General features: G+C 54.7%; 20 protein-coding genes and 1 tRNA gene. 12 read left to right on the forward strand and 9 right to left on the reverse strand.

The annotated features are described in order from the left end of the window. Genes VGM48_RS12685 through VGM48_RS12700 form a run of 4 tightly spaced genes read left to right on the forward strand, consistent with a single transcriptional unit; the run spans position 1 to position 3434 of the window. Positions 1-639, forward strand: coding sequence for a LutC/YkgG family protein (locus VGM48_RS12685; RefSeq protein ID WP_331579634.1), 639 nt, complete (start codon positions 1-3; stop codon positions 637-639). 41 nt (positions 640-680) lie between these two features. Continuing rightward, the gene (locus VGM48_RS12690) at positions 681-1469 is read left to right on the forward strand and encodes a UDP-2,3-diacylglucosamine diphosphatase (RefSeq protein WP_331579635.1); all 789 of its coding nucleotides are present in this window, start codon (positions 681-683) and stop codon (positions 1467-1469) included. Beyond that, entirely contained in the window at positions 1466-2302 is an 837-nt protein-coding gene (locus tag VGM48_RS12695) for a hypothetical protein (protein ID WP_331579636.1), read from the forward strand. The genes VGM48_RS12690 and VGM48_RS12695 overlap by 4 nt, the downstream gene beginning before the upstream one ends. Before the next feature lie 19 nt (positions 2303-2321). Next, positions 2322-3434, forward strand: coding sequence for a mechanosensitive ion channel family protein (locus tag VGM48_RS12700; RefSeq protein WP_331579637.1), 1113 nt, complete (start codon positions 2322-2324; stop codon positions 3432-3434). A gap of 141 nt (positions 3435-3575) precedes the next feature. Here the strand turns inward: VGM48_RS12700 and VGM48_RS12705 are convergent, their stop codons facing one another. From VGM48_RS12705 to VGM48_RS12715, 3 genes are all read right to left on the reverse strand, one after another. Continuing rightward, positions 3576-4088, reverse strand: coding sequence for a thioredoxin family protein (locus tag VGM48_RS12705; protein WP_331579638.1), 513 nt, complete (start codon positions 4086-4088; stop codon positions 3576-3578). 42 nt (positions 4089-4130) lie between these two features. Continuing rightward, complete coding sequence (locus VGM48_RS12710; protein ID WP_331579639.1) at positions 4131-5180, reverse strand: MerR family transcriptional regulator; 1050 nt, start codon at positions 5178-5180, stop codon at positions 4131-4133. A 71-nt stretch (positions 5181-5251) separates the two neighbouring features. After that, complete coding sequence (locus VGM48_RS12715; protein ID WP_331579640.1) at positions 5252-6223, reverse strand: peptidoglycan DD-metalloendopeptidase family protein; 972 nt, start codon at positions 6221-6223, stop codon at positions 5252-5254. Between the two features lie 146 nt (positions 6224-6369). Here VGM48_RS12715 and alaS point away from each other — a divergent pair, with 146 nt between their 5' ends. The 8 genes from alaS (at position 6370) to VGM48_RS12755 (ending at position 16611) form a co-directional block, all read left to right on the forward strand. After that, positions 6370-9042 (forward strand): alanine--tRNA ligase, encoded by a 2673-nt coding sequence (alaS, locus tag VGM48_RS12720; RefSeq protein WP_331579962.1) that lies wholly within the window; start codon positions 6370-6372, stop codon positions 9040-9042. 38 nt (positions 9043-9080) lie between these two features. Next, positions 9081-9326, forward strand: coding sequence for a DUF3820 family protein (locus VGM48_RS12725; RefSeq protein WP_331579641.1), 246 nt, complete (start codon positions 9081-9083; stop codon positions 9324-9326). Between the two features lie 103 nt (positions 9327-9429). Continuing rightward, the gene (locus VGM48_RS12730; protein WP_331579642.1) at positions 9430-10497 is read left to right on the forward strand and encodes a PDZ domain-containing protein; all 1068 of its coding nucleotides are present in this window, start codon (positions 9430-9432) and stop codon (positions 10495-10497) included. A 159-nt stretch (positions 10498-10656) separates the two neighbouring features. Then, entirely contained in the window at positions 10657-12108 is a 1452-nt protein-coding gene (gatB, locus tag VGM48_RS12735; protein ID WP_331579643.1) for an Asp-tRNA(Asn)/Glu-tRNA(Gln) amidotransferase subunit GatB, read from the forward strand. A 4-nt stretch (positions 12109-12112) separates the two neighbouring features. Next, positions 12113-13303: a TlpA disulfide reductase family protein gene (locus VGM48_RS12740; protein WP_331579644.1), complete on the forward strand. Its 1191-nt coding sequence runs from the start codon at positions 12113-12115 to the stop codon at positions 13301-13303. Positions 13304-13583: 280 nt separating this feature from the next. Then, positions 13584-14939 (forward strand): HAMP domain-containing sensor histidine kinase, encoded by a 1356-nt coding sequence (locus VGM48_RS12745; RefSeq protein WP_331579645.1) that lies wholly within the window; start codon positions 13584-13586, stop codon positions 14937-14939. A gap of 65 nt (positions 14940-15004) precedes the next feature. After that, positions 15005-16000 (forward strand): terpene synthase family protein, encoded by a 996-nt coding sequence (locus tag VGM48_RS12750; RefSeq protein ID WP_331579646.1) that lies wholly within the window; start codon positions 15005-15007, stop codon positions 15998-16000. 14 nt (positions 16001-16014) lie between these two features. Next, entirely contained in the window at positions 16015-16611 is a 597-nt protein-coding gene (locus VGM48_RS12755) for a response regulator transcription factor (protein ID WP_331579647.1), read from the forward strand. A 39-nt stretch (positions 16612-16650) separates the two neighbouring features. On the opposite strand, the gene VGM48_RS12760 is transcribed toward VGM48_RS12755, so the two are convergent. The 6 genes from VGM48_RS12760 to VGM48_RS12785 form a co-directional block, all read right to left on the reverse strand. After that, a tRNA-Arg gene (locus VGM48_RS12760) sits at positions 16651-16722 on the reverse strand. Between the two features lie 68 nt (positions 16723-16790). After that, complete coding sequence (locus tag VGM48_RS12765; RefSeq protein WP_331579648.1) at positions 16791-17372, reverse strand: MarC family protein; 582 nt, start codon at positions 17370-17372, stop codon at positions 16791-16793. Next, complete coding sequence (cobC, locus tag VGM48_RS12770) at positions 17369-18007, reverse strand: alpha-ribazole phosphatase (protein WP_331579649.1); 639 nt, start codon at positions 18005-18007, stop codon at positions 17369-17371. The genes VGM48_RS12765 and cobC overlap by 4 nt, the downstream gene beginning before the upstream one ends. A 41-nt stretch (positions 18008-18048) precedes the next feature. Then, positions 18049-18858 carry an adenosylcobinamide-GDP ribazoletransferase gene (locus VGM48_RS12775; protein WP_331579650.1) on the reverse strand — a complete coding sequence of 270 codons (810 nt, stop codon included), beginning with the start codon at positions 18856-18858 and terminating at the stop codon, positions 18049-18051. Beyond that, on the reverse strand, positions 18851-19909 hold the full coding sequence (gene cobT, locus VGM48_RS12780) for a nicotinate-nucleotide--dimethylbenzimidazole phosphoribosyltransferase (protein ID WP_331579652.1): 1059 nt from the start codon (positions 19907-19909) through the stop codon (positions 18851-18853). Before cobT ends, VGM48_RS12775 begins: the two co-directional genes overlap by 8 nt. Before the next feature lie 6 nt (positions 19910-19915). Further along, positions 19916-20419, reverse strand: a complete 504-nt coding sequence (locus VGM48_RS12785; RefSeq protein ID WP_331579654.1) for a bifunctional adenosylcobinamide kinase/adenosylcobinamide-phosphate guanylyltransferase — start codon at positions 20417-20419, stop codon at positions 19916-19918. Between the last annotated feature and the right edge of the window lies 1 nt (position 20420).

Genomic DNA, 20420 nt, shown 5'->3' on the forward strand with positions numbered 1-20420 from the left:
ATGAAGGTATCCTCGGCAAAAGAGAATATTCTGAAAAAGATAAGGCAGGCGTTGAGTGAATCAACGCCTATTCCTTTTCCACAAAGTGAAGGCTACGCCTCCGTTTTCCATCCTTCGCGGCAGGATCTTGAAATAGAGTTTGCCGAACAGTTTACCAAGCTGCAGGGCAAATTCATCTTCTGTGTCGACCACGCCGAACTGGTCGCCCAGCTGAACGTACTGATCGCAACCCTGGGATTAAAGAAACTATACTGTCGCGAAGAAAAACTGCGGGAGGTGCTCAAGGAGCAGGCCTTTGACGGGTTCTCCAATGCGGAACTGGGAGAATGTGATGCGGCGGTGACCACCTGTGAAGGGCTGGTGGCCCGGACGGGCACGATCATCCTCAGCAGTGCTGGGCGCAGCGGCCGGACGGTCAGCGTGTATACACCCGTGCATATCTGTGTCGCCTACACCGATCAATTGGTCTATGATATCCGGGACGGGCTCATCGGATTGAAGGAGAAATACGCGCAACAGCTTCCATCGCTGATCACCTTTGCCACCGGGCCAAGCCGGACCGCCGATATCGAGAAGACGCTGGTGGTCGGTGTACATGGGCCCAAGGAAGTGTACCTGTTTCTGGTAGATAGACAATAGAACAGGGCGGACCAGCCCGTAGGCGCAACAATATTGAACTTATGCAGATCCCGCCTGGAAAAAAAGTTTACTTTCTCTCCGACTTCCATCTTGGCGCCCCCAACCATGCCGCCAGCCTGGTCCGGGAACGACGGATCGTCGAATTCCTGGAACGCATCCGCCGGGATGCTGCGGTCATCTTCATCGTCGGCGATCTCTTCGATTTCTGGTATGAGTACCGCACCGTGGTGCCCAAGGGGTTTATCCGCATCCTCGGAAAAATGGCGGAGATAACGGACTCGGGTATTCCTATCCATTTCTTCATCGGCAACCATGATATGTGGATGAAGGGATACTTCGAGGAGGAAATGAATATCCCGGTGTATCATGAACCAAAGGAATTCGAATTCAACGGCAGGAAATTTCTCATCGGCCATGGGGATGGGCTGGGACCCGGCGACCATGGCTATAAGTTGATGAAGAAGATCTTCCGCAACCCGGTATGCCAGGCGCTCTTTGGGGTCCTGCCGCCGGCCGTCGGGGTTGGCATCGCGGGTTGGCTTAGCCGCCGCAGCCGGGCCGTTACCGGCTCGGATGATGCTATTTTCCTGGGTGAGGACAAGGAATGGCTGATCATCTATTGCCGGGAGGTGCTGAAGCGGGAGCAATTCGACTATTTTATTTTCGGGCATCGTCATCTGCCCATCGATTTTTTATTGAACAATACGGGCAGCCGCTATATCAACCTGGGGGACTGGATACGTTATTTTACGTATGCAGTGTTTGACGGGGAGCAGCTGCTGCTGGAAAGTGAGACTCCCGAAACGGCTGATAAAATCGTTCGCCAATGAACTGCCGCCTTCTTGTTCTCCTTTACCTCCTGCCGGCCCTGTTCGCCGGGGGGACGGCCCGGTGTCAGCAGGCGTCGGCGGACAGTAGCTCGCCTTTTCACCTGACGCGGACCATCGGTCAGGACATCGTCGATTTCAGTGTTGACAATCTGGGTAATATCTATGTCCTGAGTAAGGATAACCGGCTAAAGAAGCTGGGCGCGCAAGGAGATTCCCTCGCCGTCTTTAACGACGTAAGGCGGTATGGGCAGATAGCCAGCATCGATGTGACCAACCCGCTGAAGATCCTTGTCTATTACCGCGAGTTTGCGACCATCATCGAACTGGACCGGTATCTTAACATCATCAATACGATCGATCTGCGGAAGCTGAATATCCTGCAGGCAAAGGCCGTTGGGCTGGCTTATGACAACAACGTGTGGGTGTTTGATGAACTGGATGCAGTTCTTAAGAGGATTGGCGATGACGGGTCGCTGGTCGATAAGTCCAGCGATTTCCGGCAGTTGTTCGACAGTGTACCCGATCCTACCATCATCCGCGATCAGGCGGGTTTTGTCTATCTCTACGACCCTGCGAAGGGGGTCTATATCTTCGACCATTACGGCACCTTAAAAACGCATCTTGACCTCCGCGGCTGGCTGGATTTCGATGTCATCGAAAAGAACCTGCTTGGCCGGGATGACCGCAATTTCTTCCGGTATCAGCCCGGGACCCTGAACATGCAGGAGGAACCCATCCCTGCCGCTTATGCCGGCGCGATCCGCATCCACATAACGCCGTCGATCATCTATGTGTTGAAAAAGACGGGTCTGGAGATCTATAGTCGCAAATAGATATATCTATCTTTGCACCATGCACGACTTTTGGAATAGCATCGTCTTTGGCAACCCCCTGAGAACCTACGTCATCGTCGCAGCCACCATCCTTATCGTCGTCGCTCTCAAGCGGGTGATCGCCCGGCTGATCGCCCGGCTGATCTTCCGTTTTGTACGGCGGATGGGCTCGGGGCTGGACAAATCGGCCTTCCTGGATCTGCTGGGCGGCCCGATCGGGATCTTTCTGGTGTTGTTTGTTTCGATCACTTCGATCGAGAAGCTGCATTTCCCGGGCGAACTCGAGTTCGATATCTATGAGGTCAGGTCGAAGACCATCGTGCAGGCGATTGCCGTGATCGTGCTGATCGTCAGTTTTATCTGGCTGTTGCTGCGGCTGGTGGACTTTATTGCGCTGGTCCTGCGGACCAAAGCCAAGACCGGCGGCGGCGTGCGTGACAACCAGATGATCGTCTTCATCCGCGATTTTCTCAAGGCCGTGCTGGGGATCATCGGTATCCTGATGGTGCTGCACTCGGCGTTCAATGTGGACGTTTCGACCTATGTTGGCGGATTGGGTCTGGCGGGCGCCGCCATCGCTCTTGCCGCAAAGGAAAGTATCGAGAACCTGATCGCCTCTTTTGTCATCTTCTTTGACAAGCCTTTCACGGCCGGCGATGTTCTGAAGGTGAACAATATCTCGGGTACGGTGGAGAGGATCGGGCTTCGTAGTACCCGTATCCGGACCGATCAAAAGACCTATGTCACGGTACCCAACAAACAGATGGTGGACAGTGTCGTCGACAATCTCACTCTGCGGACCCAGCGAAAAGGGGAACTGCGGCTGGAGTTGAGCCTTTCTTCTTCCGCGGAGCAGCTGGATGCGTTTGTTGCCGGTATCCGCAAGATCCTGGTGAAGGACAAGGTTCAGAACAGCACGGTTTTTCTAGACAATATCACCGGCAGTGCTTATCTGGTCAATGTGGATTACTTCTCCGCGCCGGTGGTGATCGATGAGTTCAATGCCTTGAAGCAGCAGGTGAATCTCGAGGTGCTGCGGTTGATGGAGGGGATGGGACTGAGTATTGCCGGGTCGAGTACGACGATCACGCTTAGTCCCGCCACGGGCGGGACGGCCGAAGGCCAAAAATGAGCGCTTCAACTCAACCTGAGCCGGCGAAGGCACAAGAGGCGGCGGCTTGCCGGGGGCGGTGATTTTCAAGTCAAGCCGCCGTTTGGTAAAAATCTCTGGGCCGTTCCCATTTTCGCACTGTGGTAGAAGACCTGCGCGGACTTAGAAATTCTTACTCACGATATCCCCGATCTCGGCCTCCCACTGACCATTCTTCCCATATTCAACGACGCGGCCCACTTCTTTTCCTCCTTTGAGGACGATAAAAGTCGGGGTATGCGCGAGATGCATGTCCTCGGGGAGATGGTTGAGCGCGTGCTTCTGGCGATCGACGGCAACGAACCGCACCTGGTCGCTGCCGATACCGGCTGCGTCCATCAACAGGTAGAATCTGGGCAGCAGGGTCTGGGTATCTTCACACCAGGTGCCGCCTAGAACCAGGAAACTGGCCTGGCTGCCTTTGGCCCGCAGAACAGAGACCGTTTCGGTATTGGGGGTATAGCCTGCCTGGTTCTTGTGAAACCATTTGAAGGCGGTGTCGTTCTCCAGCACATCGCGTTTGACGGTGCCTTTCAGCATTTTGCTGTTGCCGTCGGTTGAGATTTCGTATTCGGATTGAGCGTGAGTGAGGATGCCGATACCGATGATGAGTACGACAAGGAGCAGATGCTTCATATTGGGGTTGATATTAAACCGGGGTTATAGGAGGACATGGGATCAGAGTTGCGCCTTCCATTCGACGAGAAAGGCCTTTATTTGTTGCAGCCGCTGGATGACTTCGAACCGATCCTCGGCTTTTTTATTCTTCTTGAGGAAATCCTTTGCGCCTTCGATGGTATATTTCTTTTGACGCAGGAGGTGGTAGATGAGGTGGAGATTCTTGATGTCCACCGGGCGGAAGTAGCGATCGCCCTTTTTGTTCTTTTTTGGCTGGAGGATGTCGAATTCCGTTTCCCAGAAGCGCAGGAGGGATTGGTTGACCCGGAACATCTCCGATACTTCGCCCATCGTATAATATTGCTTGCTGAACAGCACTTCGTCGGTTGGGATCTCGATGAGCTGGGCTTCGGCGGACACTTCCTTCAGGGATTTGCGGCCGCGCTTGGAGGGGCCGTGTTTTGCTGCCGCCGATCTGCCGGGTGGGGTCCGGCGTCGGGTGGTGGGGGCGACGAAGATGGGATCCTCCGCGGACTGCGCCGGTTCGGCTGATGCGGCGATCTCCGGTTCCGGCGTTGGCGCTGCGGCGATGGGCTCGGGCTGAACTGCTGGCTCGGGCTGAATGACGTGAACGGGGCGAACGGTGGGCTCGGGTTGAACGGCGGGAACAGGTTGAGCGGGTTGGGCGGGTTGAGCGGCGGCCTCGGGCCGAGCAGTGGGCTCGGGTTGAGCGGCGTGAACGGTTGGGATGGTATCAACGGTGTGAATCGGTGGAACAGCATGAACGGTTGCGGCCGGTGTTGCGGCCTGCGGCTCTTCTGCCAACATCTCCGACTCTTCTATCGGCGCGGGCGAACCAAAGAGATTGCCATTGGTGACCTTAACCGTCGGGCGAGTGGCTATCCCGGAGCTGGCCTCCGGGGGTGGTGATACCGGGGGCGCGGGCGGTGAAGGCTGTTTGAAGGATTTGACCCGCACTCCGACCCCGCCTGCGGCGAGGTATGGACGCGCCGCTTCATCCCCTGTTCCATTGCCCGTGGCGGGCGGAACGGGCTGTGACTGCGGCTCGGGACCGAAATCCAGTGCTATTTGGGTCAGGTTGCTGCTCATTGCACGTTTGGGGGCTCAAAAATCGAGCCGATGGCCCTTTGGGCTTTTTTTTAGGTTCCAGGATACCCAGATTAATCAAAACTTTGGTTACTCGACGCGGCCAGCTTCAGCAGGCGGTCATACTGCTCGGGGGTAATATCGTTGTAAAAATAGTAAACGGGATCGACGGGATCGCCATTGCGGTGAACCTCATAGTGACAGTGCGGGCCGGTACTCTTACCCGTACTGCCTACCCAGCCGATGATCTCACCGCGTTTGACCTTCTCTCCTGCCTTCACCTTAACCCGGAACATATGCCCATAAAGGGTGCCGTAACCATAGCCGTGGTTGATAACGACATGGTTCCCGTAACCATTGCCTGTATTGCCGGCGACTTCAACCGTTCCGTTCGCGGTGGCGTAGATGGGAGTGCCCTGGGGCGCCGCGAAGTCAAGCCCTGCGTGGAATTTCGTGGTTTTATATACCGGGTCGATGCGGTAGCCAAAGCCGGAGGCGATGCGGCTGAGGTCGTGGTTGCTGACGGGTTGGATGGCCGGGGTACAGGACAGCAGCTGTTCCTTGTTCTTTATAAATCCGTCGATCTGTATATAGGATTTTGTCTGGTTGGCCATGCGGGCCGTAAGCTGGTTGAGCGTAGCGGCAACGGACAGGTACAGGTTCTCCTGGTCCATGCCCTGGACGAGCTTCAGCTCCTGCTCCTGCTGGTTCTGCCGGGCCCGGGCGCTATCGGGGATGGGTGCCGCCTCGAAGATGGCGCGATAGACGTTGTTATCCCTTTTTTCGAGTTCGGACATCTGCTCCTGCAGTTTCTTTACCTTTTCGTCAAGGGTATAATAATTGTCCTGCAGGGCTTCATTGCGTTGCATCAGCCGTTTTTCATTGGCTGAAGGGAAGTATTTATAGGCGATGGAAACGAGTATCAGCGCGGTGACGATGGCAGCCGAAAGAAATCCCAGAACGCGCAACAAGGTCACCCGCAGGGGAGTCTCCAGCTTTTCATAGCGGAGGGTATTGGTGTTATAGTAATACTTGATCTTCTTCATCGGCTACCAGACATCCCATTCAATTGGGGGTAGAACGGTAAAACAGCCTGATTTGGTGTACCTTTGCACGGCTTTTAATTCGAAAGCCGTGCGCACAAATATAACAGGTGCGAGCCAAATAACAACCAAAGATTGTTCCGTTTATGATGACCAGTGCCGAAATAAGAAGGAAATTCCTGGACTTTTTCGTGTCGAAAGGGCATACCATCGTGCCTTCTGCCCCGATTGTCGTGAAGAATGACCCCACATTAAAATTTACTAATGCGGGCATGAATCAATTCAAAGACTACTTTCTCGGTAACCGGAAGTCCCCTCAATCGCGGGTAGCCGATACCCAGAAATGTCTTCGGGTGAGCGGAAAGCATAACGATCTTGAAGAGGTGGGCGTCGACACCTACCATCATACCATGTTCGAAATGCTCGGTAACTGGAGCTTTGGCGATCCCGCCGATCCTTCCAAGGGCTATTTCAAAAAGGAAGCGATCGCCTGGAGCTGGGAGCTGCTGACCGAAGTGTACGGCATTCCCAAAGACCGGTTATATGTCACCGTCTTTGAAGGCGACAAGGACAGTAACCTGGCGCCGGACACAGAAGCCTCCGACGAATGGAAGAAGTGGATTGCCGCCGATCGCATCCTGTTGGGCAGCAAAAAAGACAATTTCTGGGAGATGGGGGACACGGGACCCTGCGGGCCGTGCACGGAGATCCATGTCGATTGCCGCACCGACGACGAGCGTGCCCGGGTGAATGGCGCTTCTTTGGTGAATAACGACCATCCGCAGGTGATCGAGATCTGGAATAACGTGTTTATGCAGTTCAACCGGCTGAAGGACGGAAGTCTGCAACCGCTGCCCGCAAAACATGTGGACACGGGGATGGGCCTCGAGCGGCTGGTGCGGGTGTTACAGGGCAAGCAGTCCAACTACGACACCGACCTCTTCACCGGGACCATCGGCAAGGTCGCCACTATTGTCAAAAAGAGTTATACGGCCGGGGACAGCCGGCAGGATGTGGCATTCCGGGTGCTCGCCGATCATCTCCGCGCCATCTGCTTTACTATCGCCGATGGTCAGTTGCCTTCCAATACGGAGGCCGGCTATGTGATCCGCCGCATCCTGCGGCGCGCGGTCCGTTATTATTATTCTTATCTGGACTATAAGCAGCCGCTGCTGTTCCAGCTGGTGCCGCTGTTGGCGGACCAGTTTGCCGATGTCTTTCCGGAGTTGAAGCACCAGGCCGATTTTGTGGCCAAAGTCGTGAAGGAAGAAGAAGAGGCGTTCCTGCGGACCCTCGAAAAGGGGTTGAAGAAGATAGACGATATCGTTCAGGCGCGCAAGAAAGCCGGATCGGCCACCATCGACGGCTCGGCGGCGTTCGAGCTTTATGACACCTACGGCTTCCCCGAAGACCTGACGGCCCTGATCGGCCGGGAGAATGGACTCGAAGTGGATAAGAAGGCCTTTGAAGCGGAGATGCAGCAGCAAAAAGCCCGGTCGCGTGCGGCTACGGCTATCGACACCGAAGACTGGGTTGTGCTTGTCGACAACCCGCTGATGGAATTCGTCGGCTATGATTCCCTCGAGACCAACACGCAGATCGTCAAATACAGGAAGATAAAGGCAAAGGGCAAAGAGTCCTGGCAGCTGGTGTTCGAAGCGACGCCGTTCTACGCCGAGAGCGGGGGGCAGGTGGGGGATACCGGTGTCCTGCATTCGAAGGGCGAGGCCATTGCCGTGCTGGATACGAAAAAGGAAAACGATCTGATCGTTCATTTTACCGATAAGCTGCCTTCGGATGTCGAAGCGCCGGTCATAGCCACGGTCGACAGACCCAAGCGCAAGGCCACGGAGGTCCATCACTCCGCCACCCACCTTCTGCATGCTGCGTTGCGGAAGGTGCTCGGCACTCATGTCGCACAGAAAGGATCGCTGGTCAATGACGGCCAGCTGCGTTTCGACTTCTCGCATTTCGCGAAAATGACCGACGAAGAGATCGCCTCCGTCGAGGTGCTTGTCAACGAGAAGATCCGGGAAAACATCCCTGTCATCATCCGCCAGATGCCCAAGGACGAAGCGCTGAAACTGGGCGCCATGGCGCTCTTCGGCGAAAAATATGGGGATGTCGTCCGCGTGGTCATGATCGATCCGCGGTACTCGGTGGAACTCTGTGGCGGGACGCATGTCGGCGCCACGGGAGAGCTGGGCTTTTTCAAGATCCGGCATGAAGGCGCTGTTGCCGCCGGTGTCCGCCGGATCGAAGCGGTGAGCGGACCTGCCGCCGGGACCTTCCTCACGGAGCAGTTCGCGGAGCTTCGTGCTGTCCGGGAAGCCCTCAAGCACCCCACACAGCTGGCGAAGGCCGCGGAGACGCTCGTCGCCGAGAACAGCGAGCTTAAAAAGAAACTGGAAAAGGCCGAAGTGAAACAACTGGCCGAGCTGCGGCAACAGCTTCTGCAGCGCGTCCAAACTATCGATGGTGTCGCCTTTGTCGGCGAAGTCGTCGAGGTAGGCAGCGCCGAGGCGGTGAAAAAGCTTTGCTTTGATCTGAAATCCGGCCTCGCCGCGCTTCCCGGCACCCCGCCCTATCTTGCCGTGCTGGCTGCGAACATCGATGGAAAGGCGGCCGTGGCTGTCCTGCTCGATGAGCAACTTGTCGCCGGCCGCAACCTGCAGGCGCCCGCGATCATCAAGGAACGGGTAGCTCCGCTCGTCAAAGGCGGCGGCGGCGGTCAGAAGACGCTTGCGACGGCGGGTGGGCAGGATGTGAGCCAGCTGCCGCAGGTAGTTGCCGCGGTGCGGGGATTGCTGACGGTCAAATAAAAACCTCACTAGCTTAGATACCGCAAAAGAGACAGTGCATGGAAGAGCAATCGCTCCAACCCGATTCAGAAATGCTCATGACCCTTGTGACCATGAAGATGCCCTTTGGTAAATACAAGGACACGCTGCTGTGTAATCTTCCCGTATCCTACCTGGAATGGTTTCACCGGGAAGGCTGGCCCAAGGGCAAACTGGGGATGCTGCTGGCGACGATCTATGAGATCAGGATCAATGGCTTGGAGAAGCTGCTCGAGCCGCTGAAAAGATCTGCCGGCGGCTTTTAATTTTAACATTTCCGAAATCTTTCGTATTTCCGAAAATCCCCCTATATTTGATCTACGAAAATCAACGTAGATCAATCCATTCAATAATTCAAAAACTGACGTGATGAACAATCCACTCCTAAAAATGGCGGGACTTGCTGCTCTGGTCCTGTTCCTGCACACTCCGGGCGTTGCCCAGACCCAAGGCTATGCTGAGTCGGACGACAATGATACCACCCCCAACCGTACGCGCTCCTTTGACGAGATCACTATCCGGCATAAGGGCGACAAAGACGCCAAGGTGACGGTGGAAATAAAGAACGGGGAAGTATTTATCAATGGGAAGCCGGCCTCGGAATACAAAGACGAGGACCTGACCATCACCAAGCGGAAATTCAAGACCCTTGGCGGCGGCGCCTATGCTTTTTCCGACCGGGATGGGGAAGCGATGACCCTCACGCCCTTCCGCAACTTTAACGGTGGCGGCTTGAGTTATGACGTAGCGCCCCGGGCCCGCAAATCCACTTCGGGAGCTTTTCTGGGTGTGACCTCTTTAAAACAGGAGAACGGTCCCGACGGTGCCAGGGTGGGGGACGTATCCGAGGGAAGCGGCGCCGAAAAAGCGGGTTTGAAAGAGGGCGACCTGATCACGAAGGTCGATGATAAAACCATCGGTGGCCCGGAAGATCTTTCGAAAGTCATCCACGGCTACAAACCCGGTGACAAGGTGGCGATCACCTTTAAGCGCGACGGCAAAGAACAAAAGGTGACGGCCGAGCTGGGCAGATCCAGGAGCAATAATTATTCCTATGGCTTTGGCGACGGCATGCAGTATAAAATGGCTCCCGAGATCAAGCGAATGATGGTCCCGAGAGAATATAAGTATAATCTCTTTGGCGACAATTCCCTTCGTCTGGGTATCCACGCGCAGGATACCGAGGACGGCAAGGGGGTAAAGGTGTTGGATGTCGATGACGAAACCGCTGCGTCGAAGGCCGGTATCATGGAAGGTGATATCATCACCCGTTTTGACGGCCAGGAAGTTAACAGCGCCACGCGGCTCGCCGAACTGGCCCGGACGACCCGCGAGGATAGAACAAAAACCAGTATCAAGGTCAACCTGACCCGTGGGGGCAAGGCGATGGAGGTAGAGGTAAAAGTCCCGCGGAAGCTAAAGACGGCCGATCTGTAATGAGCCGTGACCGCAAATAATAAGCGTCCCCGGAGAGGGGGCGTCCCCCGGCAAAGAAGCCTCTTTACCGGACATCATGAAAAAAGGCGGTGCCTACTTTTGACCAAGGGGCGCCGCCTTTTTTTCGTAGATTTGCCAACTGCCGGCAGGCATATTCACATGGCAATCAATTACGATGCATACGAGATTGTAATCGGGCTGGAGGTGCACGCACAGCTGCTTACCCAAACAAAATTATTTTGCGGGGATCCGGCGGCTTTTGGCGGCGAACCCAACACGCATGTCAGCCCGATCACGCTGGGTCTGCCGGGCTCTCTGCCCAAGCTGAACCGGAAAGCGGTGGAGTATGCGATCCGCATTGGGCTGGCCTGTCATTGCGAGATCGAACGCAACAATTTCTTTGCCCGGAAGAACTACTTCTATCCCGACCTGCCCAAGGGCTATCAGACCTCCCAGCATACTACGCCCGTATGTAAGGGCGGCTGGGTCCGCATCAGGACCAACGCGGCCGAACGCGATATCCAACTCAACCGCATCCACCTGGAAGAAGATGCCGGCAAGAGCCTACACGATGCGATCCCGGGTGCTACGGCGCTGGATTTCAACCGGGCCGGCGTGCCGCTTATAGAGATCGTGACCGAACCCGATCTGCGCAGTGGCGATGAGGCCTATGCTTATCTCACCGAATTGCGCAAGATGCTTCGCTACCTGGAGATCTGCGACGGCAATATGGAAGAAGGCAGCATGCGTTGTGATGCGAATGTCTCGGTCCGGCTAAAAGGCGAGACCCAACTCGGTACCAAGGTCGAAGTGAAGAATCTGAACTCGATCCGCAACGTGAGAAGGGCCATCGAAATTGAAGCGCGCCGATTGATCGAACTGCTGGCCGCCGGCGAGCCGATCATTCAACAAACCCGGAGCTTCGACGCCGCGGAAGGAACTACGTTCGCGCTGCGGACGAAAGAAGAGGCCAACGATTACCGGTATTTTACCGATCCCGATCTTCCGCCCTTCCAGGTGACGGATGCTTTCCTGGAATCGATAAAGGCGTCGCTCCCCGCACTGCCGGAACAGCTGATCCAGAGATATATCCAGGAGCTGCAGCTGACGGAATATGATGCGCGCAATCTTTGTGATGACCGCGATAGCGCTGCCTGGTTCGAACAACTGATCGGCCATACTGCCAGCTATAAAGCTGCTGCCAACTGGCTGCTGGGCCCCGTGAGGTCCAACCTCAACGAAAAGGGTCTCGAATGGAAGGATTTGCCCTTGCGGCCGGAAGCGCTGGCCGGGCTGATCCGGCTGGTCGAAGAGGGGAAGCTCAGCTTCTCCATCGCCGCGGAACGGGTCTTCCCGGTGCTGATGAACGAACCACAGCGGGACCCACTGGAGGTCGCCACCGCGCTGAATCTGATCCAAAGCTCCGACACCTCGGAGATCACGGGCTGGATCGAACAGGCGCTTGCCGGAATGCCCGATAAGGTGAAAGAATATAAAAAGGGAAAGAAGGGGCTTATCGGTCTGTTCGTGGGAGAAGTGAAAAAATTGTCCAAAGGCAAGGCGGATCCCAAGCTCACCAATCAATTATTACTCGAAAAACTGGAAAATTAAGGATATGACAAAAAGAATTGCAGCGTCCGTTCTCGTGGCCTGCCTGGTCCTGACCTGGGGTTGTCAGGCGAAGAAAAAAGGAACCTTCTCCGTATCCGGCAGCTTTAAGAACGGGGATAAGCTCTCCGCTGTCGAAGGGCCGATCTCAAAGGTTTATCTGATAGAGGTGGTCTATGGAAAGGACCAGCCGCCGATCATTCTCGACTCGGCAAAGCTACCCGCCGGCAACGGCAGCTTTAATGTCGCCGGCATCGCAAGCGGCCAGCAGCTGTTCGAGCTGGTGTTCGGCAACAATGCGATCACGGTTCCGCTGATCAACGATGCGGCCGATGTGCGGGTCAACGTCGATCTCGGCAAGAAGGATGATTTTTATGAGGTAAGCGGATCGGAAGGGAGTAATCAGCTGAAAGAACTGATCACCATCTTCGGGAAGAAGAACTATGCGGTGGAAGAAAAAATGGCCGAACTCGACAGTCTTAAAGGCGCCAATGCTCCCGATAGCCTGCTGATCGCCTTCACCAATAAAAAGAACAATGCCACGCAGGATCTCAATACTTATCTGAAGCAGTTCTTCAACACCAGCAACAACGCGACGATCTGCGGGATCGCGCTTGGCTGGGCTTCCCGCACTTTTACAAAATCCGAGTTCGAAGCAACGCTGACCGATCTGCTGCATAAGTATCCCGACAACACCGTTCTGACCGGGCTGAAACAAAGCTATGATCAGCAACTTGCGACGATGGCCGAACAGGAACGCAAGAGCCAGGAGAACAGCTGGGTCGGCAAGCAGGCGCCCGATCTTTCCCTTCCCGATGTCAACGGAAAGACCGTTTCTCTTGCTTCCTACAAAGGCAAATATCTGCTCGTCGATTTTTGGGCAAGCTGGTGTGGTCCCTGCCGGCAGGAGAACCCCAACGTGGTAAGGGTCTATAATGAATTCAAAGGCAAGAATTTCGCCATCCTCGGCGTCTCCCTGGATAAAGACAAGGACAGCTGGCTGGCGGCGATCCAGTCGGACCGGCTGGCATGGACTCATGTCAGCGATCTGCAATACTGGAACAGCAAGGCTGTTCAAACCTTTGGCTTTGGCGGTATTCCTTATAATGTGCTTATTGATCCGCAGGGGAAGGTCGTTGCCGAGGGACTTCGGGGCGAGGATCTGGAAAATAAATTGAAGGAAGTATTAACTAATTGACATCAAGTATGATATTAAAAAGAGAATTCACCATTGGTGGGTTCTCCCCGGCAAGCGAAGCTTAGCCGGACATAATTGAGAAAGGGGCCGTCTATTTTTAATCATAGATGGCCCCTTTCGTTTGCACTAATCAAATACCATTAACCATTAAACCTTATCCTATTAATAAGCAAATTAAGGTCTCGCCAATATTCTGGTGTAGGGGAAACCCTACGTTTTTACACCGTTTTTGGTTAGAAAGTGTAACTTCAACGTATTAAGCTCATAGCAAATGTTCTCTATGAGACGGATAAAACGCTGGTGGAACTCGATGGTGTTTGGCGGCACCCGCCAGCTGCTTGCACATGACCCTCAAAGAAGAGTCACGATCGGCGTAAACCTGATGTCCTTATCGATAGGCATTCTCAATGTCACGATCGGCACCTTCGTATGGCTGATCACCGGAAAGGGGAATGTACTGGCCGCCGTCTCCATAGAAACCGTGCTGCTGGCGATGCCGCTGGTACTCAACCGCTACCGGAGGTACAACGAAGCCGGATTATCGATCTACCTGATCATGAGCGGGGCAACCTTCTATTTCGGCTGTGTGCTGGGCAATGCCGTCAACTCGCCCCTGATGATCACCTATCTCATCGGCGTCTCGCTCTTTATGTTCTCGAGCCTGGTTTACAGGATCATCTGCGCCAGCAGCTCCATCATCATCCTGGTCCTTATCGAACAGAACTACAAGTATGGCTTCATCCAGCCGATAGCGACGAGCTATGATAGCCAGATCATGCTGAGATGGGCTGCCTATGCCGCCATGATCATCCTGGTCATCTTCACCTTTAGTCTGTTCTGGAAGAACAACCGGATCCTGTTGATGCAGTTGGAGAAACAGACCGAACAGGTGAAAGAGAACCTGGAAAAAGAGACACAGGAGAATAGGAACAAGGACCGGTTCATCACCAACGCGAGTCATGAAATGAAGGTCTCTTTTCACAGCATTTTCTCGGTGATCAGCGTTCTTGTCAACGATGTCCAGACGGCAAGATCGCCCGAGCAGCTTATGAAGAGGATCAACGACCTGAAAGCCGCCTGCAAGATCTCCCAAAGCATCGTCGACAATATCCTCGAGTTCGAGAAATATGAGGCCGGTATTCCGACGACGACGCGGGAGAACCTCTTCAACCCGCGACTGCTGTTCCAGAACACGGTCGAGATCTACAAATACGTCGCGATGGAGAGTAAGATAGAGATAAAGACCGTTATCAGTAAGGATATCCCCGAGCATATCCGGACCGATGATATGAAGATCCGGCATATCCTGACCAACCTGCTGCACAATGCCATCAAATATGCCCCCGATTATTCGATCGTGCAGGTAAAATGCAAGGTGAAGGACAATGCGTTGGTGTTTAGCGTACATGATAAAGGCGAAGGAATCGGCAATGACGATGTCGATATCTTCGCGCCCTTCGTCAGTAAAAACCCCGATGGACTTGGGATCGGATTGTTCATAGTAAAGGAGATGATCACTGTTCTCAACGGGAAGATCGATGTGATCAGCGACATGGAGGGGACCACGTTTTCGGTGTCGATCCCGCTGCAGCCGGTGAGGTATGGCCTCTCAACGGTTTCCCCGCATCACAACTAAGAGTAAACAGCTATCCTTTCTCTGCGAACAAATCCTTAGATTAGTGTCGATTAAACCTTTCCTATATGCAACTCCATAGAATTCCCATTCTGTATTGTCCCTTCGTGGGTGCAATACATCCGCTGGTAAATGACCTTGAAGAACATAGTTTGCAGTGGCTGCTCGATCTTAAACTGGTGGGAGATCACGAGACCTATCTGCGGTACAAACGAAACAAATTTCCGTTATTCATTGCAAGGACGTTTCCGCACGGTGACTTCATCGATATCTGTACCTGGTGCGATCTGAACAGTCTGCTCTTTATCGTTGACGATCTCTTCGATGCAAACGACATCATCAAGGATAAAGATTCTTTTGAACAATTCCAAGGTGGGATCATGGATATCCTGTTACGGCGCCGATCCTGCAGCGAGGTGGAAGGACCGGTATTCACGGCCTTTGCCGATATCTGGGGACGGCTTTGTCTCCGGTCGACGGCCGCCTGGCAAAGTAAATTTATCGACTGTATAAAAAAGATGTTTGGCGGGTTGTACTGGCAGTTCAGGAATATTCATCTTGGGATCTATCCGGGTTTTGACGAGTACCTGCGGATCCGGCAATATCTCGGGGCATCCCATCTTTCCACCGACAGCCTCGAGGTAACGGGCAAGGTCTATCTGCCGGAAGAGGTGTATGAGGATGCAATCGTCAGCCGGCTGACAGAACTCAGCAGGAATTGCGTATGTTTTGCAAACGATCTCTTTTCGCTGAGCAAGGAATCCGAAGAATCGCAAAACGCGGGAGAATACAATCTGGTAGGTGTCATGAAGAGAAAGTATGGGCTTTCCTGGGAAGGTGCGATCCAGAAAACGGCGGCGTACCATGACGATCTTGTCCGGGAATTTATATTCCTGTCCTCGAAAGTCCGCTTTTTCGATGCCGGGATCGATGCCATGCTGGCAAGGTATATCCGGGAACTCGAGATCCAGATGATCGCCAATATCGAGTGGTCCACGCGGGATACCGACCGTTATCCGCATATCTACGGCGACGCCCCGGCGAGAATAGAATTATACAATTAAACCCCTGAAAGTACATGCAATACCGGATCTTGTTGGCGGATGATCACAGTATGCTTCTGACCGGACTCAGAGGACAGATAGAAACCCGGTTCGGCTATAAGGAGATCAATAGTGCAAGAAGCTGTAATAAAGTTCTGGAGGAGTTGAAGACGAGGGAATACAGTCATCTTATTCTCGATATCAGTCTTTCCGACGGCTCGTCGCTTGAGATCCTGCATGTTATCCGGGGGCTGTATCCTGCCCTGAATATCATGATCTTTTCCGCTAAGCCGGCCGCAGCCTTTGAAAAGGCCCTCAAGAAATACCAGATCCAGCATTATTTGTCCAAGGAGGCGGATGAGGAAGAAACCATCGCGGGCCTGCGGCGGTTCTTCAATAATGAACCAATGCCCTCGCGGGAGTCGACGCCCAATCCTTTTTCGAAACTCTCGCCGCGCGAACTGGAGGTGTTGCCTTATCTCTTACAGGGAAAGGGAACCAATGAGATCGGGTCGTCGCTGAATCTGTCGCCGAGTACGGTCACGGAGTTTAAGAGCCGGATCTTTAAGAAGACGGAGACGCTGAATGTCGCGGAACTGATCAATCTGGCGATGGCGTATAACATTACATAAAAATCCCCTCACAATCAATTTGTTGTGAGGGGATTCGGGTGGTCCCGTCCAGAATCGAACTGGAATCCAGGGCTTCGGAGACCCTTATACTATCCGTTGTACTACAGGACCTTACCAAAAGAAAAGCTCTTCGCGGCGGAGGAGGAGCAGGCACTTTTGGGGAGGGCAAAATTACAGAACTATTTCAACAATCCCCGCAGGTTGGTGCTAAATATCTTTACGGCGATGGCCAGCAGGATGACCCCGAAGAACTTGCGGATCGCGATCATCCCGGCCGGCCCCAGGATGCGTTCGATAAAATCCATGGATTTGAGGACGATAAAGATGAAGAGCAGGTTGACGAGGATCCCCAGCAGTACGGTGGTGGTCTCGTAGTTTGCCTTCAGGGACATGATGGTTGTCAGGGTGCCCGAGCCGGCGATCAGCGGAAAGGCGATGGGGACGACCACGCTGGCCTTGGAACCCGGCTCGCTTTTAAAGAACTCCACTCCGAGCACCATCTCCAGTCCGAGGATAAAGATGACGATCGATCCGCCGACGGCAAAGGATCGCTGGTCGACGCCGAGGATATGCAGGAATTGCTCGCCGCCAAAGAGGAAGAGGACCATGAGGGCGCCCGAGATAAGGGTGGCCTTCCCTTCGTGCAGGCCGCCGATCTTTTGCTTCAACGCATGCAGCAGCGGGATGCTGCCGATGATATCGATGACGGCAAACAGGGTAAAGGTCACCGTGAGCAGCTGGTTGAAGTCGAAGGTCTTCATAAATGCGATTTTGTGTAAAAGCTGCTGGGTTTGTGCTGCTCTTTCTCCGGGGGCGCCGGATTGGAAAGAACGGTATGCGCCCAACCGCCGGCGGCGGGTTGGATCCGGATGACACAGCCATAGTGCAGGGAGAACGCCTTAAAGCTATCTATCAGCGGGGTGCCGGTGAGCCCTGCCAGGATGCTGCGGATGACGCCGCCATGCGCGACGATCGCGATGGGCGAGTTCCCGACTGCGGCGGCGGCGATGACCTCCGCCCAACACCGGCCCACCCGGCTTTGCAGATCGATATAGCTCTCCCCGCCCGGGATGCGGATATTGACAAAATCCGCCATCCAGGGGTTGATCTCTTCCTTTGGCAGTTCGTCCCAGGTCTTCATCTCCCACTCCCCGCAATGGATCTCCATGAGTTGCTCCCGCAGAAGCACCGGCACATCGGGAAAAAGGCGGGTCGCCAGCATCGAACAACGCCGCAGCGGACTGCTGTATACCGTGGCGAACGCCGGAGGCAGGCAATCGCGGATGACCGCCACCTCTTCTTCGAAAGTGGCAGTTACATCGAGATCGGTCTGCCCGTAGCAGATGCCTTTGGCGACGTCCGGGGTAGTATGGCGGATCAAATAGATGTCTGTCATAGCGATAGTATGGGGTGGCGAGACTGGTGGCGGCCGGCCTTTCAAAGGTACCGCCAAACAATTATAAAACCGAGGTAGATAACGATCTCCGTCACTTGTTGGATCGCGCCCAGGCAATCCCCGGTATAGCCGCCGATCCACTTTTTAAAATAGCGGTAGAGTTCGTACGTGGCATAGAGGGCCGGCAACACGGTAAGGAGAAAAGGCCAGGGCAGGAAGGCGAAGGGCGCCAGCGCAAACGCCGTGGCAAGGATCAACGCGGGAATGGAGAGGCGACCGCCAGTCATGGAGACCGATTTGCTCTGATCGGGATTACCTGCATAACTGCCGGTCTGTAAGACCAAAACGGCCATCAGGCGGCTGACACTATGCGCGGCGATGAGCGCGAGGATAAAATAACGATAGTGGTAGAAGATCAGATGCGTGGGCTCGCCGGGCAGGGCGATGAAACCGGGCAGTTCCCGTAGCAGCGCAAATTTCGTCCCGAGTATAAAGATAAGCCCGATCGCCCCAAAGGCGCCGACCCGGCTGTCCTTCATGATCAGCAGGATCTTCTCCTTTGTCCATCCGCCACCAAAGCCGTCACAGACATCGGCAAAGCCATCCTCATGAAAGGCGCCGGTGACCAGCAAACTGGTACACATTGAAGCGATGATGCCCACATCGGTCGAGATATAACGGCCAAACACCAGGAAGAACAGTGCGCTGAGTGCCCCTACGATCCAGCCGACCAGCGGAAAATACCGGGGCGCCTGTTGCATCAACCCCGGCTGATGATGAATGCTCGCGGGTACCCTTATCCGCGTCAGGAACTGGACGGCTGTCAGGAAAACCTTCCATTCCTTATTCATCCGATGCTGCTTTGCTTACGCCCGCCGATTCGAAAGAAGCCATCTCGCGGAGAAAATGGATGGCAGACTGCAACAATGGATAGGCCATTGCGGCACCCGTTCCCTCGCCGAGCCGCATCCGAAGATCCAGCAGGGGCCTGGCGCCAAGGTGGTCAAGCATGGCTACGTGACCGCTTTCGCCGCTGGTATGTGAAAAGAAGCAATTGTCCTGTACGGCGGGATTCAGCAGTTTTGCCAGCATCAGCGCTGCGGTCGTGATGAAGCCGTCGACGAGCACGACCATCTTCAGCTCTGTGGCCTTTTGATAGGCGCCGACCATCATGGCGATCTCGAATCCGCCGACACAGCGCAGAATGGTCATCGCATCGAGCTGAGCCGTGATAACGGCGAGATGCCGTTCGTATGCTTTTCGCAGGGTTTGCTTTTTCAGCAGGAGCTGTTCGTCATTGACGCCGGTACCACGTCCGACGCAGTCTTCGACGGCGATGCCGGTGCAGTAACTCATGATCAGGGCTGCCGACGAGGTGTTGCCGATACCCATTTCGCCAAAGCCGATGCAGTTAGTGCCGCCGGCATAGAGTTCGGTGATCACCTGCTTGCCGAGTTCCACGGCCTTTGCGGTCTCATCGGCGGTCATGGCTTCGGTTTCGAGATAATTGCGGGTACCATACCCGATCTTTTGCGTGATCAGCTTGCCCGGGAAGAGCCCGGCTTCGAAATCGAATTTCACCCCGGCATCCACGACGGTGAGCCCGAGATGATGTTGCCGGCAGAAGACGTTGATGGCCGCTCCCCCGGTGATGAAGTTGAGCACCATCTGGGCGGTGACGGCCTGGGGGTAGGGATTCACCAGCCCGGTGGCGGCAATGCCATGGTCTCCGGCAAAGACGACGATATAGGGTCTGTTCAGCTGGGGATGGGTCGTACCCTGAATGAGTCCGATCTGCAGTGCGATCTCTTCCAGCCGGCCCAGGGCACCCAGGGGTTTTGTTTTGTTGTCGATCAGCTGCTGCAGCTGCCCGCGAAGGGCGGGCTGTGTTCCCGTTTGCATAGTTGTTTATTTTACTTTGAGCGGTAGCCCGCTGACCATAAAGATAACCTCATCGGCCTTTGCGGCAAGCGATTGATTGATCCAACCCTGCAAATCGGTGAATTTTCTTCCGCTTTCGGTATCCGCGTGGAGACCCATGCCGATCTCGTTGCTGATGAAAATAAACTGACCTTCCTGTTGCAGCAATCCCTTCACTTCCTGCTCGCAGGCGGCGAGGCAGGCGTCGATATCATATTTCAGATCGGAGAAGAAGTTGGTGATCCAAAGCGTGACACAATCGATGACGACCACTTTCCCCGCGAGCGGAAGACGGGAGAGCCATTTCTCTTCCTCCAGCAGGGTCCAGCGGTGGTCCCGGTCCTGTTGATGGCGATCGACCCGCTGTTTGAACTCGGCGTCCCAGATGCGCGCAGTGGCGACATAAACAGGACTGGCGCTCCGGTCGAGCGCCAGCTGCTGCGCGTAGCGGCTCTTGCCGCTACGCGCCCCGCCGGTGATAAAGATTAACATG

Source organism: Puia sp. (assembly GCF_036500295.1).
Classification (GTDB): domain Bacteria; phylum Bacteroidota; class Bacteroidia; order Chitinophagales; family Chitinophagaceae; genus Puia.

What these genes read in the sequence shown, in the direction of transcription:
- VGM48_RS12690 (WP_331579635.1), top strand. Translation starts at nt 681, where the DNA reads ATGCAGATCCCGCCTGGAAAAAAAGTTTACTTTCTCTCCGACTTCCAT.
- VGM48_RS12740 (WP_331579644.1), top strand. Translation starts at nt 12,113, where the DNA reads ATGACAAAAAGAATTGCAGCGTCCGTTCTCGTGGCCTGCCTGGTCCTG.
- alaS (WP_331579962.1), top strand. Translation starts at nt 6,370, where the DNA reads ATGACCAGTGCCGAAATAAGAAGGAAATTCCTGGACTTTTTCGTGTCG.
- VGM48_RS12710 (WP_331579639.1), bottom strand. Translation starts at nt 5,180, where the DNA reads ATGAGCAGCAACCTGACCCAAATAGCACTGGATTTCGGTCCCGAGCCG.
- VGM48_RS12765 (WP_331579648.1), bottom strand. Translation starts at nt 17,372, where the DNA reads ATGAAGACCTTCGACTTCAACCAGCTGCTCACGGTGACCTTTACCCTG.
- cobC (WP_331579649.1), bottom strand. Translation starts at nt 18,007, where the DNA reads ATGACAGACATCTATTTGATCCGCCATACTACCCCGGACGTCGCCAAA.
- VGM48_RS12700 (WP_331579637.1), top strand. Translation starts at nt 2,322, where the DNA reads ATGCACGACTTTTGGAATAGCATCGTCTTTGGCAACCCCCTGAGAACC.
- VGM48_RS12725 (WP_331579641.1), top strand. Translation starts at nt 9,081, where the DNA reads ATGGAAGAGCAATCGCTCCAACCCGATTCAGAAATGCTCATGACCCTT.
- gatB (WP_331579643.1), top strand. Translation starts at nt 10,657, where the DNA reads ATGGCAATCAATTACGATGCATACGAGATTGTAATCGGGCTGGAGGTG.
- VGM48_RS12730 (WP_331579642.1), top strand. Translation starts at nt 9,430, where the DNA reads ATGAACAATCCACTCCTAAAAATGGCGGGACTTGCTGCTCTGGTCCTG.
- VGM48_RS12705 (WP_331579638.1), bottom strand. Translation starts at nt 4,088, where the DNA reads ATGAAGCATCTGCTCCTTGTCGTACTCATCATCGGTATCGGCATCCTC.
- VGM48_RS12695 (WP_331579636.1), top strand. Translation starts at nt 1,466, where the DNA reads ATGAACTGCCGCCTTCTTGTTCTCCTTTACCTCCTGCCGGCCCTGTTC.
- VGM48_RS12785 (WP_331579654.1), bottom strand. Translation starts at nt 20,419, where the DNA reads ATGTTAATCTTTATCACCGGCGGGGCGCGTAGCGGCAAGAGCCGCTAC.
- VGM48_RS12745 (WP_331579645.1), top strand. Translation starts at nt 13,584, where the DNA reads ATGAGACGGATAAAACGCTGGTGGAACTCGATGGTGTTTGGCGGCACC.
- VGM48_RS12750 (WP_331579646.1), top strand. Translation starts at nt 15,005, where the DNA reads ATGCAACTCCATAGAATTCCCATTCTGTATTGTCCCTTCGTGGGTGCA.
- cobT (WP_331579652.1), bottom strand. Translation starts at nt 19,909, where the DNA reads ATGCAAACGGGAACACAGCCCGCCCTTCGCGGGCAGCTGCAGCAGCTG.
- VGM48_RS12715 (WP_331579640.1), bottom strand. Translation starts at nt 6,223, where the DNA reads ATGAAGAAGATCAAGTATTACTATAACACCAATACCCTCCGCTATGAA.
- VGM48_RS12685 (WP_331579634.1), top strand. Translation starts at nt 1, where the DNA reads ATGAAGGTATCCTCGGCAAAAGAGAATATTCTGAAAAAGATAAGGCAG.
- VGM48_RS12775 (WP_331579650.1), bottom strand. Translation starts at nt 18,858, where the DNA reads ATGAATAAGGAATGGAAGGTTTTCCTGACAGCCGTCCAGTTCCTGACG.
- VGM48_RS12755 (WP_331579647.1), top strand. Translation starts at nt 16,015, where the DNA reads ATGCAATACCGGATCTTGTTGGCGGATGATCACAGTATGCTTCTGACC.